Origin of the sequence: Pseudaeromonas sharmana (genome assembly GCF_042649925.1) — a bacterium.
Classification (GTDB): Bacteria; Pseudomonadota; Gammaproteobacteria; order Enterobacterales; family Aeromonadaceae; genus Pseudaeromonas; species Pseudaeromonas sharmana.
Window position 1 is genome coordinate 417,473 of record NZ_JBHSAF010000014.1, and the last position, 13,561, is coordinate 431,033.

The window sequence follows — 13,561 nt, forward strand, 5'->3', positions numbered from 1 at the left end:
TTGCCTGAAAGGGTGGCTGACTATAACATGTGGCTCGCTATAACAATAAGGCTTTTCCTCGTCAACGGAGTGCTGTAAATGGCCGATAACGGCATTGAACTCAAGGGTTCAACCTTCACGCTTTCAGTCCTGCATCTGGCGGACGACGACCTCGGTCAGATCACCGATTTACTGGAAGCCAAAGTGGCCCAGGCACCGCAGTTTTTCAATTTTGCCCCACTCGTTGTCAATGTGGAAAAGCTGGATGTCGTCCCCGACTTTGAATTATTGAAAGAGCTGATTGAGCGCGAAGACTTCGTGTTGGTCGGGGTCACGGGTGCCCGTCATGATGACATCAAGGTGGCGGCCAAGGCGGCGGGTCTGGCGGTCATGACCTCCGGCAAACCCGTCATCGAGCAAGAAGCGCCCAAGGCAGAAGTCCCGCCCCAGGCACCGACTCTCGGGCTGACACCGACACGGGTCCATCAAGGTAACGTTCGTTCTGGACAACAGATCTATGCTGCGGGTGGCTCCTTGGTCATCCTCGGTTCCGTCGGCAATGGCGCCGAAGTCATCGCCGATGACAGCATCCACATTTATGGCTCGCTGCGTGGTCGTGCCCTTGCCGGGGCGCGCGGAAATCAGCAAGCCCGAATTTACTGCCAGCAGCTCGATCCTGAGCTGGTTTCGATTGCCGGCACATACCAGCTTAGCGATGCCCTGCCAACAGAGATGGTGGATCACGAAGTCCACATCCGGCTCGAGCAAGACAAGCTTATCTTTGAAAAATTGCAGTTTTAACGGTTTACAAGGAATGCACCCATGGCGCGTATAATCGTCGTAACCTCAGGAAAAGGCGGCGTTGGCAAGACCACGAGCAGTGCAGCCATCAGCACAGGCCTCGCCCAACGTGGAAACAAGACAGTCGTCATCGACTTTGATGTCGGACTGCGAAATCTGGACCTCATCATGGGGTGTGAACGTCGCGTGGTGTATGACTTCGTCAACGTCATCAATGATGAAGCCAATCTGAATCAGGCGCTGATTAAGGACAAGCGGGTGGAAAACCTGTTTATCCTGCCGGCCTCACAGACCCGGGACAAGGATGCGCTGAACCGCGAAGGTGTTGAGCGCGTCATCACCAAGCTCTCCGAAATGGGCTTTGATTACATCGTCTGCGACTCCCCTGCCGGTATCGAAACCGGAGCCCTGATGGCACTCTATTTTGCCGATGAAGCCATCGTGACGACTAACCCCGAAGTCTCGTCGGTTCGCGACTCTGACCGCATCCTCGGTATTCTGGCCTCCAAGTCCCGCCGGGCTGAACTGGGATTGGAGCCCATCAAGGAACATCTGCTGTTGACCCGTTACGCACCGACCCGCGTCAACAAGGGCGACATGCTGAGCGTCGAGGATGTGCAGGAAATTCTGGCCATCCCCTTGCTGGGCGTCATTCCTGAGTCCTCTTCTGTGTTGCGCGCGTCCAACGCCGGTGAACCCGTGATCCTCGACGGGGAATCCGATGCCGGTCAAGCGTACGATGATGCCGTCGCCCGTCTGCTTGGCGAGAAGCGCGAGTTCCGCTTCCTGACCGAGGAGAAAAAGGGCTTCCTGTCTCGCCTGTTTGGGAGTTAAGTCATGTCATTGCTTGATTTTTTTCTGCGTCCACGCAAAGAAAACACCGCCAAGGTCGCCAAGGAGCGGCTGCAGATCATCGTCGCACACGAGCGCAGTACCCGTGGTGGTCCTGACTACCTGCCTCAGCTCAAGCAAGACCTGCTAGACGTGATCCGCAAATATGTGGCTATCAGTCCGGATCAGGTGACCGTCCAGTTGGACAAGAAAGACGACCTGTCCGTCCTCGAGCTGAATATCATGCTTAACGGTGACAAGAAGCCGGGTGAAGACGACACGGCGCAACCCCATGTCGAAGACAAGGTGTCACCCTAAGGCTACGCCGCTATCACGGATGCAATAACGCGGCCAGTTGGCCGCGTTATTTTTTCGTCTTGGCAGCGGGGAAAGCTGTAGCTCAGCGATTCAAGTCCCCCAGGATCTCCTGACGCCAGCCAGTTAATAGACGCGGTTTGTCGCCCTCCAGGCGTTCCTCGTCGCGGCACTTCCATAACCAGCTCAAGTATTGGTGAATGGTTTTTTTGGACGCTACCAGCTCTACCGGTAGACCATGCTCATTTGCTACCATTTCCACTTTACCGCGCAACCGCTTGAGTTCGGACTTGTAGTGCGGAAAGTCAACCAGACGTTGCAGTCGCTCTGGCCAACTTGCAGGATCAGAATTGACGGCTTCATCGATCAGGCGCAGCAAAGTCCGACCATGATTACGGATCTCCGGTTGCAACAGCCCCAGCTGATCCAGCTCACGCAACGATGTCGGTTTGTGCAATGCACACTTAAACAGATGCAGTTCCTTGACGACAAAATTCAGCGCCAGATTGCGGCGCTTGGCCTCGCTCTCACGCCAGGAGGCCAGACGTTGCAGGACCGCCAGCTCTTTACGCCCCAACTGCCATGCGTTGCCAATATCACGGTACGCCTCCTCCGCCGCATCGCGGGGTTGCTTGCGCGCAACCAGCGCCGCACACTCCTCTTCGAACCAGGCTAAACGACCGCGAGCGATGAGTTCAGGCAGCAACTTTTCATAGCACGGCAACAGATAAAACACGTCCGCAGCGGCATAGTGCAGTTGCCGCTCCGTGAGAGGACGGGCCAACCAGTCGGTACGAGCCTGATCTTTTTCCAATTCGACCTGTAACAAGGCTTGTGTCATGGCATTAAAGCCCGTCGACAAGCCATGGCCACAAAATGCCAGCGCGAGTTGCGTATCATGCATCTTGCCAGGCATGGCCCCGGATTGGTGACGGATTAACTCCAGATCCTCACTCGCCGCGTGCAGTACTGTGGTGCGCATCTGGCTGTGGATCTGACGCCAGAGCGGAGAAAGGTCCTGGATCGCCAGCGGATCAACAAGAACCAGCTGATGGCCATCGAACAACTGAAAGAGGCCTAACTGCGGATAATAGGTCCGGGTACGAACAAATTCGGTATCGATAGCCAAGGGCCCGGCCGTCAACGACGAGCACAGCTCTTCAAGCGCCAAATCATCGGTAATTATTTGATATTGCATTAAAAAATCCACCATGCCGGGACTATGTTCCCCGGCCGGTATCAATAAACATCAGGCTGAGGGGGTCGACGCGACTGTCTCGTCACGCAAGAGTCGACGCAAGATCTTGCCGACATTGGATTTCGGCAGCTCCGTCCGGAATTCTATCAGCTTGGGCACCTTGTACGCAGTCAAATGTTTACGGCAATGCGCCTTGAGCGTCGCCTCGTCCAACGTTGGATCGCGTTTGACAACGAAGATTTTCACCTGCTCGCCAGTCAAGTCGCTGGGTACGCCGACTGCCGCGACTTCCAGCACCTTGGGGTGCATGGCAACCACGTCTTCTATTTCGTTGGGATAGACGTTGAAACCGGAAACCAAAATCATATCTTTTTTTCGATCGACAATACGGATGAAACCACTGGCCTGCCAGACAACGATATCGCCCGTGCTCAACCAACCGTCCTGCATCACCTCCGCGGTCGCTTCTGGGCGTTGCCAGTAGCCTCTCATCACTTGTGGTCCGCGTATTTGCAGCTCGCCAGGCGTCTCCAGGGCTGTGACCTCCTGACCTTGCTCATCCAGGATGCGGGCATCGGTGGAGCAGACAGGGAGGCCAATCGAACCGTTATAGCCTTCCAGATCAAACGGACAGACGGATACCAGGGGTGAACACTCTGTTAAGCCATACCCTTCCAGCAGCCGAGTACCGGTTACCTGCTGCCAGCGTTCAGCGACTGCGTGCTGTACTGACATGCCACCGCCAATCACCAGACGCAACGATGACATCCTCAATTGACAAAACGCTTCATTATTCAGCAAGGCATTGAACAGAGTATTCACCCCGGTAATGCAGGTGGGTTGGTATTGGCTTAACTCATTGACAACCGCCGGGATATCCCGCGGATTGGTAATCAACAGATTCGTGCCGCCAATGCGCAAGAACAGCAAACCGTTCACTGTCAGGGCAAAGACGTGATAAAGCGGCAGCGCTGTGACCACAAACTCGTCACCGGGGCGCAAGACTGGGCCATAAACACCAAGGCACTGTTCAACATTGGCCAGCATGTTGCGATGCGTCAACATGGCGCCCTTGGCTACACCGGTCGTCCCCCCTGTGTATTGCAAAAACGCAATATCTTCTGACGTCATGCGTGGCTTGACATACTGCAGATGGCGCCCTTTGGCCAACGCCTGGCGAAACGATAACGCATTCGGCAAATGGTATTTGGGCACCAATTTTTTGATGTACTTGACGACAAAATTCACCAGCGTGCCTTTTGCCAGTCCGAGTTGGTCGCCCATTCGGGTCAGGATCACATGCTTGACGCCGGTACGAAAAACTACCTTCTCCAGCGTATTGGCAAAGTTGGAAACGATGATAATCGCCTTCGCGCCCGAGTCTTTCAGTTGGTGCTCAAGCTCACGCGGGGTATACAGCGGATTCACATTAACCGCCACCAGGCCCGCTCGCAGCACAGCAAATAACGCTATCGGGTATTGCAGCAGGTTCGGCATCATGATGGCGACTCGCTCCCCTTTTTCCAGCTTCAGCTCCTGCTGGAGATAGGCGGCGAAGGCGCGGGACTGCTCTTCTAATGCCCGATAGGTGAGAACCTGCCCCATGTTGATATACGCCGGCTGGTCACGAAATTGGCTGACCGATTGCTCGAACATTTCCACCAATGACGGAAAGGTGTCTGGATTGATCTCGGCCGGAACACCTGCGGGATAACGCTGCAGCCAAAATTTTTCCACAATTTGCTCCTGAAGAAGGCCATACACGGCGATTCACGCCGTACGAACACCCTGCCACAAGCTTAGCCCGTAACATTTTCTCAACAAGCAGCTTGACCAAGCAGGGCTTCAAAAAGCGGGAATTGTACTGGCTGACTCAAATTTTTCGACAAAAATTAATGAAATTGGCGTGCAAGATCCGATTAATTGGATTAATTGCTCATATTCAGCGCAGACTCAGTGAGCCTGACTGGCCTGTGCATGCTGCTGCAATTGACGAAGTGTGCTCGCCAATACCGAATCCAGCTGCTCTACCAGTCCCCATGGCGGGCTCTCGTTTTGACGACAGGCCATTTCAATTGCGGCGCTGAGGCGGTAAATACGCTGCGCGCCCAATGAGCCTGCACTGCTCTTGATCGCATGAGCCTCTCTTGCCGCCTCCTCTAATGCGCCTGCGGCGAGCGCCCGCATCAGCCCTTGCATGTGCTGCTTGGCTTCAACATCAAACAGTGTCATCACCTGTAAAAACACGCCAGGAGAGGTCTCCTGCCGCAGGCGATGCAGTTGCGCCTCATCAATGAGCAGCCCCCATTCTGACTGGGTTGTCTTGGCTGTGATCTCGGGTGAACTGGACGCTGGCGGCACGGTCAATGTCATTTCAGAAGATTGGGGTTGCAGCCAACGGTCGAGCATCTCGTAAAACCGCTCGCGTTGCAGCGGTTTCGTCAGATAATCATTCATCCCGGCAGCCAGACATTGCGCACGATCCTGTTGTAATGCATGTGCGGTCATGGCCACGATTGGCAACTGGTCATACACCTCCCCCAGCGCTCTGATCCGCCTGGTTGCCTCCAGACCGTCCATCTGCGGCATCGAGACATCCATCAACACGAGATCCACCATCTGACCACGCAAAAACTCGACTGCGGACATCCCATTGTCCACCACGTCCACATGACATCCTGCTTTTTGCAGCAAACTCGACGCGACCATCTGGTTAGTCGGACTGTCCTCAACCAGTAAAATATGTCGATTAAAGCAGGGGGGCGGCAGTGATGCTGACAGTGTCGCTGACGGTACGGACACCGCTTCCATAGGCAACAGCAACCAGAAACAACTGCCTTCACCCTTATTCGAGCTGAATCCCAATTCCCCACCCATTGCATGCACCAGACGTGCAACGATCGCCAAACCCAGACCTGTGCCACCGCCACTGTGATGGCTTAATCCCCCGTCATGTTGACTAAAAGCCGCCAACAAGTGCGCCTGCTCACTTGCATCCATGCCGAGCCCGCTATCGGCGACGCTAAAGCAAAAGCGATCCCCGGAAGGTTCCCGGGTTACACGCACAGTCACGTAGCCTTGCTGCGTAAATTTGATCGCGTTGGACAATAGATTCTGCAATATCTGGCGGACACGTGCTTCATCACCCAACACAGAGTCCGGCAAACCAGGGGCGATATGGGTATCGAAGCGTAACCCCCCTTCTGCGGCCAGCTTGCCATATACAGCGCTGATGTCCTGCAGGAGCTTCTGTAGTGAAAAGGCTTCGCTGGCCAGCTCCAGTTTTCCCGCCTCGATGCGTGAAAAATCCATTACGTCATCAACCAATTGCAACAGGCTATGGCCAGCCTCGATGACGCCTTGCAGCAGCTGTAACTGGTGGGATTGTAATGGTGTCTCCGCCAGCATCTGGGAGAAGTTAATCACAGCGTTGAGGGGGGTGCGGATTTCATGGCTCATGGTCGCCAGAAAATAGCTCTTGGCGCGATTGGCCAACTCGGCGTTGTCACGCGCCTGACTGATTGCCGCCTGGGTCAGCTGTAATCGTTGATAGCGCAGACAGGCATCCAGTGCAAAAGACAATTTTTCCGCCAGCGGGGTCATTTCCATATACAGGGTGTGATGAAACTCGCTGCTGCGCCCAAGTATCAGCAAGCCGTTGCTGCCGAGCGGCCAGGCATAGTAATGATGCAGGCTCTCTTCAATCGGCAACGCCCCTTGTCGCATCTGTTCTGCAGTCTGTAAGTCGATGGCAATCGCCATCGCCTGATGCAGATCCCGATTGCGAATCGCCGCCTTCGGTAATATCAGGTGCGGTGTATAAAAGCGGCATTCACTGTCTTGCAGCAACACCGCCGCCGTACAACAGCCGAGCCCGCGCACCAACACAGGAATGCACTCCTGCAACATCATGTCCAGGTCGAGACTGGTACCAATTGCCATGGCGATTTCATGCAGAACTTCCTGTTCTATCAGCTTGCGATCCGGCATCTAAATTAGCCCCACTACAGAGGTTTTATTAAAAAACTCCAGGTAATCCTCGCCACTGTTGGCTATTTCTCCCAACGTTAGCGCACCGATCATGGTTAGCGGTGGTTGATGAACAGCCGCCAGCTCGGCAACATACTCAGGACCCAGAAACAAGGCGCGGGATACGCAATCGACAAAGATCTGGCACACAGGAGACCGGGTTCCGTAGCGACTTACGGCGTTAATGCTCGCCCGCCTGGCCGCATCGATCAGGGTATCGGGCTCACCGTGTAACACATGTACATAGGCCCCCTGACGAATGGCGCCAACACAGACCAATGAGTCCGCCTCAACCCGCACCGGATCGCGCACCACCATTTCATCCCCCAGATTCGCAATGCCGAACGGATAGGCTTTGGCCAACGCCAAAAAGTGGTCAGGATCCAGCGACCTGCCCGAGTGCTTCTCTACCTCCTGTCGATACACCTCAATGGCCGGTAACCAGTCTAACGAAACAATGCGATTGCCCAAGACCTCCGTCACCTTGTAAGCCGATGAGATGGGTTGCCAGCCGTGCGCGACGGCGACAGCCGTGTGACAACAGGCCAGCGCCAACACGGCGGCCGACCGCAACAGCCCCTGAGGGGTAATCACACAGGGCATGGCCAAAAAATCGATACGACCACAGCCACCACCGATGTAGTTTATTTCCAGCCCGAATTGATTAAAAAGCGCCGAGATAAGCCCACCGATATTCGCCGACAAGCCATCCACAAAGCTGAATAACGTATGGCGGGGACAATCTGGCATTGCCGGCGACTTGTGCTCCCATCGATCCAGCGCCTGCAGATCGCTTTGCATGTCGTCGATAACCAGTACGTCGACCGGACAGTCGAGCAAAAGCAGGATGACGCCGCTATCAATCACCCGCCCCTGCCAGAGCAGTTTTGGAAATATTCCACCAAAAATCGGTTTAGGGGCGGAGATCAACACCGCATCCAGCTCGGGGGCTTGAGGCGCATTGTCTTGTGCCATCAGCATTAACACGCCCTGGATCTGGTGATCGGCATAGACAGGCCAGAGTGCATCTTCGATAGAGCCTATCTCTGGCGAGGGAATAAACAGCGTCTTCATAGCTGTAACCTATCCAATCAAGTCCGTTTCTGACTTTCAACATAGACCAGCCCGGCCAGAGCTCGCGAGCCCAAGCGCGATTCGTTAGCAAAGTTTGTGACGGTTTGACGGCTATTTAGCCAAGGCACTGCAAACTGCAATACCGAATTTGCAAATTGCAGTGCCAGATCGGCAAACCAAAAAAACATAACTAATTGAAATAAAATGAAATTAATGACGAAACCAGTCTGGCATCTGTTTTGCTTTGTCTTTATTAAGCGGTAACACATTGCGGAGGCGATATGACAAGCAAACACAAATCCGATCTGGTCGTCATCGGTGATGCCTGGCATGACTGCAGTCCGGCTTACCAGCAGCTGTTTAATCACCTGGCTCGCGAGCGCCAAATTTTATGGGTGACGCTGCCTGGGCAACAACCAGGTGACGCACCCCATGAACAGCTGCCTGTTACGATGATGTCATTACCACTGAAATCCGTGCTCAGCCCTATCGCCCATTGGTGGCCCAAATGGCATCAGCAACGGCTCGCCAACCAAATTCGGGACACCATCGCCAGCCTGAATCTGCACCAACCGTTAGTGTTGCTGTTAGCGCAAGCGGCCTACCCGATCGCCGAGAAACTGACAGAACATCGCATGATTTACCTGCGGTCACGCAACAGCCGACAGCATGCCGATGCGACACCCGACCATGAAGAATCCGTGATCGCACGCGCCGATCTGGTCATCGCCGAGACAGTCGAGCTGGCTCGCCCGCTGCCCGCAGTCAAGACCAGCTTGCTGCAAGGGGAAAGCTGGATAGAGGCATTGCCAAGACCGCGCGATCTACCTCGGGGACGCCCTGTTGCCGGTTTCCATGGCCCACTGGATGATACTCTGGACTGGGAGCTGCTTTCGCAGACCGCCCGCCGCCGTCCTGACTGGTACTGGGTGTTGATCGGGCCACGTCAAACCTCGGCACTCGATCCCTTGCTACAACTACGAAATGTGTTCTGGCTCGGTGAGAAGAACTTCGAGCAAGTCGCGGCGTATCGTCAACATTGGCAATTGACCATCATGCCCTATCGGAATGAGCCGAGCGTCACGGCCAAGATACCCTTGTCTATGCAGCAGGCCCTTCGCTGCGACAAGCCCCTGGTTGTCAGTGCCGACTTTGCCGAACTGCCGAGTTTCAAGCCCTTGCTAAGCAAAATACACACGATGCAGGAGTTCAGTGAGTTATTGCCGATCGTCGCGCAAACGCACTCCGGCCCGGAAGAGAGCACATCGCCTCACCTTGTCAGCTTGAGCCATAAAAGGGCGGCGACGGCGTCACTGTGCGAACTGGGGGTACGTGAATTAGATGGCGTACTCGATAGCCTAAGTTGATGGATGAACGCCCTCAGACCACGCCAGGCGCTTCCGGTAGATGGTTGAAGGGCTCAACTCCAGCAAGTTGGCCGCCTGAGGAATATTGCCGCCACAACTGGCGATCGCCTGTTCGATCACCTCTTTTTCTACCAGCCACATGGGACGAACCCTGGCATCGCTGGTTATCACCGTCACGGGCAGTTCAGCCACCGCTTTGTGACGCTGCGGGATCAATTGGTTCAGCGGTGCCGGTAGCATGGCCGGAAGAACCTGCTCGCCATTATGCAGTACCACTATATTGCGGATGACATTCTGCAGCTGCCGAACATTTCCTGGCCACTCATAGTCGCGCAGAATCTGCTCTGCTTCATGGCTGAAACCCACGAACGCTTTGCCTTCCTCGGCGGCGAACTGCCGTAAAAACTCACGGGCTATTTGCAAAACATCATCGCCACGCTCCCGCAATGCCGGCAAAGGGATCGGAATGACGTGCAAACGATAGTAAAGATCCTCCCGAAACCGCCCGGCCTGCACCTCAGCAAACGGATCCCGATTGGTCGCGCAGACAAATCGAACATCAACCTGTTGTTGCTTGCTGCTGCCTACGCGTTGAAAACAGCCGGTCTGGATGAAACGTAACAGTTTGCTCTGCAGATCCAGCTCCATTTCACATATTTCATCCAAAAACAGGGTGCCTCCGTCGGCACGCTCTGCGGCGCCGATCCGATCGCCTACCGCACCAGTAAACGCGCCTTTGACATGGCCGAAAATCTCGCTCTCAATCAGATCACGAGGAATGGCGGCACAGTTCATTACCACCAGCGGTTTATCATGGCGCGGACTGAGTTTATGCAACGTCTCGGCACAGACCTCTTTACCGGTACCACTTTCGCCGGTAATGAACACCGTTGCCTTGCTAGCCGCAGCACTCTCCAAGATGCGGTATACCCCCTGCATCGGCAGCGAACTGCCGAGAAAGCCACCAAACACACACCGGTCATACTGTTCGCGGTAGCTCTCCACCAGATAGCTCAGTTGCTGATGGCGCACCGCATTACGCACAGTGGCGGTCAGACGCTTGCCATCAAAGGGCTTGGTTAAAAAATCAAAGGCGCCCTGGCGCATCGCCTCCACGGCAATGTCCACGGAGCCGTGAGCGGTCACGACGACGACGGTACAGGGAAGATGGCGTTCATTAATGTGGCGCAGGATCTCCATACCACTGATATCTGGCAATTCAAGATCCAATAGAACAACCTGGGGCAAGGCGCGCTCCAGCTCAGATAAAACAGGTTTGCCCTCGGCAAAATGCCGCAACTGATATCCCTCATCACGCAGGTAATCCTGATAGAGCAATGCCAGCGTGGCGCTGTCTTCAACCAAGAAGACGAGTGGGAGATTGGCGACCATAATGCGACTCCAACGAGAATCCTACATTTGGTCTAACAGAGGGTGGCGCGGACAACAAGGTCACCACGCGATCACACGACCAGGCTGTTATCTTGCTCGCAATAAATCAACGCTCAATGCAAACAGTCTGTGGATGGCAACCCCGTATCAACCGGTCTAGACACAGCGAGTCGATACGCCAGATATGCCTCCTGATCGACAAAACAGGGAATGGATCTATCGATACGCAGGACACTCAGCATCGACTTGGGCTGTCCGGGTGGACAAATCAGACAGAGCGGCACATGGCTATGCATCAGGCGCTTGAACATGAATATCAGCAACCCGATGCCGGAAGAATCCACAAATGGCACAGCGGAGAGATCAAGCACGATTTCAGCCGCGGCGTCCGGCAGGCTTTCGACCAATGGCGTCAACTGCTCACAGGCTGCAGCATCCAAGTCCTCGGCCAACACAATCAGCTTGGCGTTATCCAGCTCTCCCAATGTAATCTTCATAGTAACCCCTGTCAGTGCTGAGCCTGAAAGGGTTACGCAAAGCCTGTGCCAGCACAAACAGCGGTTTAAACCGCAAAATGAGGCTCTTTCGAGCCTCTTCATTTGCAATTTGCACTTTTGCCGACTGCGTTATGCAAATTGCAAAACCGATATGCGTGCAGGCATCGTCACAACGCCCGCCGCACATGGCTGCTGGCGTCATGCCAGACGATCTCGATCCCCTGAGCCTGCCACTTGCGCGCCACCTCATCAGCCGAACGCACATCATGGATGGCAAATTGTTCAAGCTCAGGTTGCCGCTGTGCATAACCTCCTGGTTGAGTACTGGAACCGGCGCTGGCCTGGGTAATGCCACAACGAATAGCGCCATCGCGGAAAGCAGCCGACTCCCGGGTAGATAGCGATAATTCGACTTCCGGGTCCAGCAGGCGCCACGCACAGATCAACTGAATCAGTTGTCGGTCCGACATCGGGTGGCTGATCTGGCCCCCACCGGTACAAGGCCGCAGCCTGGGGAACGAAATTGAATAGCGGCTCTGCCACCAGTGCTGGCGCAGGTATGCCAAATGATGAGCCAACATCAGGCTATCGCAGCGCCAATCTTCCAGACCAAGCAACACTCCTAGCCCAATCTTGTCGATCCCCGCCGCTCCGAGTCGATCCGGTGTCTCCATGCGCCACTGCATGTCCTGCTTGCGGCCGCGCAAGTGATGAGCGGCATAACCGGCAGCATGATACGTCTCCTGATACACCATGACCGCATCCAGCCCTAACGCAACCAGCTCGCGATAATCGTCACAGGCCAATGGCTGTACCTCCATTGCCAGATATGAGGCATAAGGCTTCACCACTGGCAACATGCGCCGGAAATAGGCCATTCCGGCTTTCGTTTCATGTTCACCCGTCACCAGCAGCAGGCTATCAAACCCCATCTGCCGGATCGCCTCGCACTCGGCTTTGACCTCCGCCTCATCGAGCACTTTACGTTTGATATGGTTACTCATCGAAAAACCGCAATAACTGCAATCGTTGGCACACAGATTGGTCAGATACAGCGGCAGGTAAAAACTCAAGACGTGGCCAAAGCGAAGACGGGTCAGGCGCTCGGCTTCGACTGCCATCGGCAGTAAATAGTCCTCCGCCGCAGGCGAGATCAGGGCAGCAAAATCATCCAGTGACCGTTGCGAGCGCGATAAGGCACGTTCAACATCCGCCGCCGTAGTGGCGTGAATACGCTGTCTGAAGCGCTGCCAATCCAACGTTTGCCAAAGCTGATAGAAACTCATGATATCTCCGCGGACAGCGATGCAAGAAACCCTTCAAGCGGACTACTGGCCACAGCCTGAGTTTGTGGCAGAGCGATGCCAGATTGCCGGGCCAATGCCCCTGCCTCGACCGCCAGGCGAAATGCCGAGGCCATCGCCGCAGGTTGCGCACTCACCGCAATCGCCGTATTCACCAGTACAGCATCCGCCCCCATCTCCAACGCCTCCGCCGCATGAGATGGCGCCCCGAGTCCAGCATCGACAATCACCGGCACACTGGCCTGTTCAATGATGATGCGCAACATGTCTCTGGTCGTCAGCCCGCGATTAGAGCCAATCGCAGCCCCAAGTGGCATAACCGCAGCACACCCCACTTCAGCCAATCTTTTACACAGCATGGGGTCAGCCGCGCAGTAGGGCAGCACGACAAAGCCTTCCCGAACCAGTTGCTCTGCTGCACGAAGTGTTTCTATCGGGTCTGGCATCAGATAACGCACATCCGGATGGATCTCCAGTTTCAGCCAGGAGGTACCTAACGCTTCGCGGGCCAATCTGGCGGCATAGATCGCCTCTTCCGCCGTACGCGCCCCCGAGGTATTTGGTAGCAACTTAACGCCAAGTGCCTGCAGTGGCGCCAGAATTTGTTGATCCGGCTGCTCAAGCCGCACCCGTTTCAATGCCATAGTCACGAGCTGGGTACCCGAGGCGACCACGGCGGCACTGAGCTGGGCCGCTGACGCGAACTTGCCGGTTCCTAACAGCAGGCGGGAAGTGAATGCGTGATCGGCAATCGTCAATGTCGATGGTTTCATC

Annotated in this window: 12 protein-coding genes; 4 read left to right on the top strand and 8 right to left on the bottom strand. The window is 55.2% G+C overall.

The genetic code is table 11. The features are described from left to right. Positions 1-78: 78 nt before the first annotated feature. Genes minC through minE form a run of 3 tightly spaced genes read left to right on the top strand, consistent with a single transcriptional unit; the run spans position 79 to position 1,929 of the window. Positions 79-780: a septum site-determining protein MinC gene (gene minC, locus ACFOSS_RS11635; protein ID WP_377152657.1), complete on the top strand. Its 702-nt coding sequence runs from the start codon at positions 79-81 to the stop codon at positions 778-780. A 21-nt stretch (positions 781-801) separates the two neighbouring features. Next, on the top strand, positions 802-1,614 hold the full coding sequence (gene minD / locus ACFOSS_RS11640) for a septum site-determining protein MinD (protein WP_377152659.1): 813 nt from the start codon (positions 802-804) through the stop codon (positions 1,612-1,614). 3 nt (positions 1,615-1,617) lie between these two features. Further along, positions 1,618-1,929 (top strand): cell division topological specificity factor MinE, encoded by a 312-nt coding sequence (minE, locus tag ACFOSS_RS11645; protein WP_377152661.1) that lies wholly within the window; start codon positions 1,618-1,620, stop codon positions 1,927-1,929. Between the two features lie 82 nt (positions 1,930-2,011). Here the strand turns inward: minE and rnd are convergent, their stop codons facing one another. From rnd to ACFOSS_RS11665, 4 genes are all read right to left on the bottom strand, one after another. Continuing rightward, the gene (gene rnd / locus ACFOSS_RS11650; protein ID WP_377152663.1) at positions 2,012-3,124 is read right to left on the bottom strand and encodes a ribonuclease D; all 1,113 of its coding nucleotides are present in this window, start codon (positions 3,122-3,124) and stop codon (positions 2,012-2,014) included. Positions 3,125-3,175: 51 nt separating this feature from the next. Next, entirely contained in the window at positions 3,176-4,861 is a 1,686-nt protein-coding gene (gene fadD, locus ACFOSS_RS11655) for a long-chain-fatty-acid--CoA ligase FadD (protein WP_377152665.1), read from the bottom strand. A 216-nt stretch (positions 4,862-5,077) separates the two neighbouring features. After that, entirely contained in the window at positions 5,078-7,114 is a 2,037-nt protein-coding gene (locus ACFOSS_RS11660; protein WP_377152667.1) for a response regulator, read from the bottom strand. Beyond that, on the bottom strand, positions 7,115-8,227 hold the full coding sequence (locus ACFOSS_RS11665; protein WP_377152669.1) for an FIST signal transduction protein: 1,113 nt from the start codon (positions 8,225-8,227) through the stop codon (positions 7,115-7,117). It lies immediately after the preceding gene. Positions 8,228-8,508: 281 nt separating this feature from the next. Between ACFOSS_RS11665 and ACFOSS_RS11670 the strand changes: the two genes are divergently transcribed. Further along, entirely contained in the window at positions 8,509-9,594 is a 1,086-nt protein-coding gene (locus tag ACFOSS_RS11670; RefSeq protein WP_377152671.1) for a hypothetical protein, read from the top strand. Here the strand turns inward: ACFOSS_RS11670 and ACFOSS_RS11675 are convergent. The 4 genes from ACFOSS_RS11675 to ACFOSS_RS11690 all read right to left on the bottom strand — a co-directional run bounded on the left by ACFOSS_RS11675 (position 9,586) and on the right by ACFOSS_RS11690 (position 13,560). Continuing rightward, positions 9,586-10,986: a sigma-54-dependent transcriptional regulator gene (locus tag ACFOSS_RS11675; RefSeq protein ID WP_377152673.1), complete on the bottom strand. Its 1,401-nt coding sequence runs from the start codon at positions 10,984-10,986 to the stop codon at positions 9,586-9,588. The genes ACFOSS_RS11670 and ACFOSS_RS11675 overlap by 9 nt on opposite strands. Before the next feature lie 113 nt (positions 10,987-11,099). Next, the gene (locus tag ACFOSS_RS11680) at positions 11,100-11,483 is read right to left on the bottom strand and encodes an STAS domain-containing protein (protein ID WP_377152675.1); all 384 of its coding nucleotides are present in this window, start codon (positions 11,481-11,483) and stop codon (positions 11,100-11,102) included. Positions 11,484-11,650: 167 nt separating this feature from the next. After that, on the bottom strand, positions 11,651-12,769 hold the full coding sequence (thiH, locus tag ACFOSS_RS11685; RefSeq protein ID WP_377152677.1) for a 2-iminoacetate synthase ThiH: 1,119 nt from the start codon (positions 12,767-12,769) through the stop codon (positions 11,651-11,653). Continuing rightward, the gene (locus ACFOSS_RS11690) at positions 12,766-13,560 is read right to left on the bottom strand and encodes a thiazole synthase (RefSeq protein ID WP_377152679.1); all 795 of its coding nucleotides are present in this window, start codon (positions 13,558-13,560) and stop codon (positions 12,766-12,768) included. Before ACFOSS_RS11690 ends, thiH begins: the two co-directional genes overlap by 4 nt. Position 13,561: the final 1 nt, after the last annotated feature.

Excerpts from the sequence above, each read along its gene's own strand:
- minC (WP_377152657.1), top strand. The coding sequence starts at position 79 with ATGGCCGATAACGGCATTGAACTCAAGGGTTCAACCTTCACGCTTTCA.
- minD (WP_377152659.1), top strand. The coding sequence starts at position 802 with ATGGCGCGTATAATCGTCGTAACCTCAGGAAAAGGCGGCGTTGGCAAG.
- minE (WP_377152661.1), top strand. The coding sequence starts at position 1,618 with ATGTCATTGCTTGATTTTTTTCTGCGTCCACGCAAAGAAAACACCGCC.
- rnd (WP_377152663.1), bottom strand. The coding sequence starts at position 3,124 with ATGCAATATCAAATAATTACCGATGATTTGGCGCTTGAAGAGCTGTGC.
- ACFOSS_RS11660 (WP_377152667.1), bottom strand. The coding sequence starts at position 7,114 with ATGCCGGATCGCAAGCTGATAGAACAGGAAGTTCTGCATGAAATCGCC.
- ACFOSS_RS11665 (WP_377152669.1), bottom strand. The coding sequence starts at position 8,227 with ATGAAGACGCTGTTTATTCCCTCGCCAGAGATAGGCTCTATCGAAGAT.
- ACFOSS_RS11670 (WP_377152671.1), top strand. The coding sequence starts at position 8,509 with ATGACAAGCAAACACAAATCCGATCTGGTCGTCATCGGTGATGCCTGG.
- ACFOSS_RS11675 (WP_377152673.1), bottom strand. The coding sequence starts at position 10,986 with ATGGTCGCCAATCTCCCACTCGTCTTCTTGGTTGAAGACAGCGCCACG.
- ACFOSS_RS11680 (WP_377152675.1), bottom strand. The coding sequence starts at position 11,483 with ATGAAGATTACATTGGGAGAGCTGGATAACGCCAAGCTGATTGTGTTG.
- thiH (WP_377152677.1), bottom strand. The coding sequence starts at position 12,769 with ATGAGTTTCTATCAGCTTTGGCAAACGTTGGATTGGCAGCGCTTCAGA.
- ACFOSS_RS11690 (WP_377152679.1), bottom strand. The coding sequence starts at position 13,560 with ATGAAACCATCGACATTGACGATTGCCGATCACGCATTCACTTCCCGC.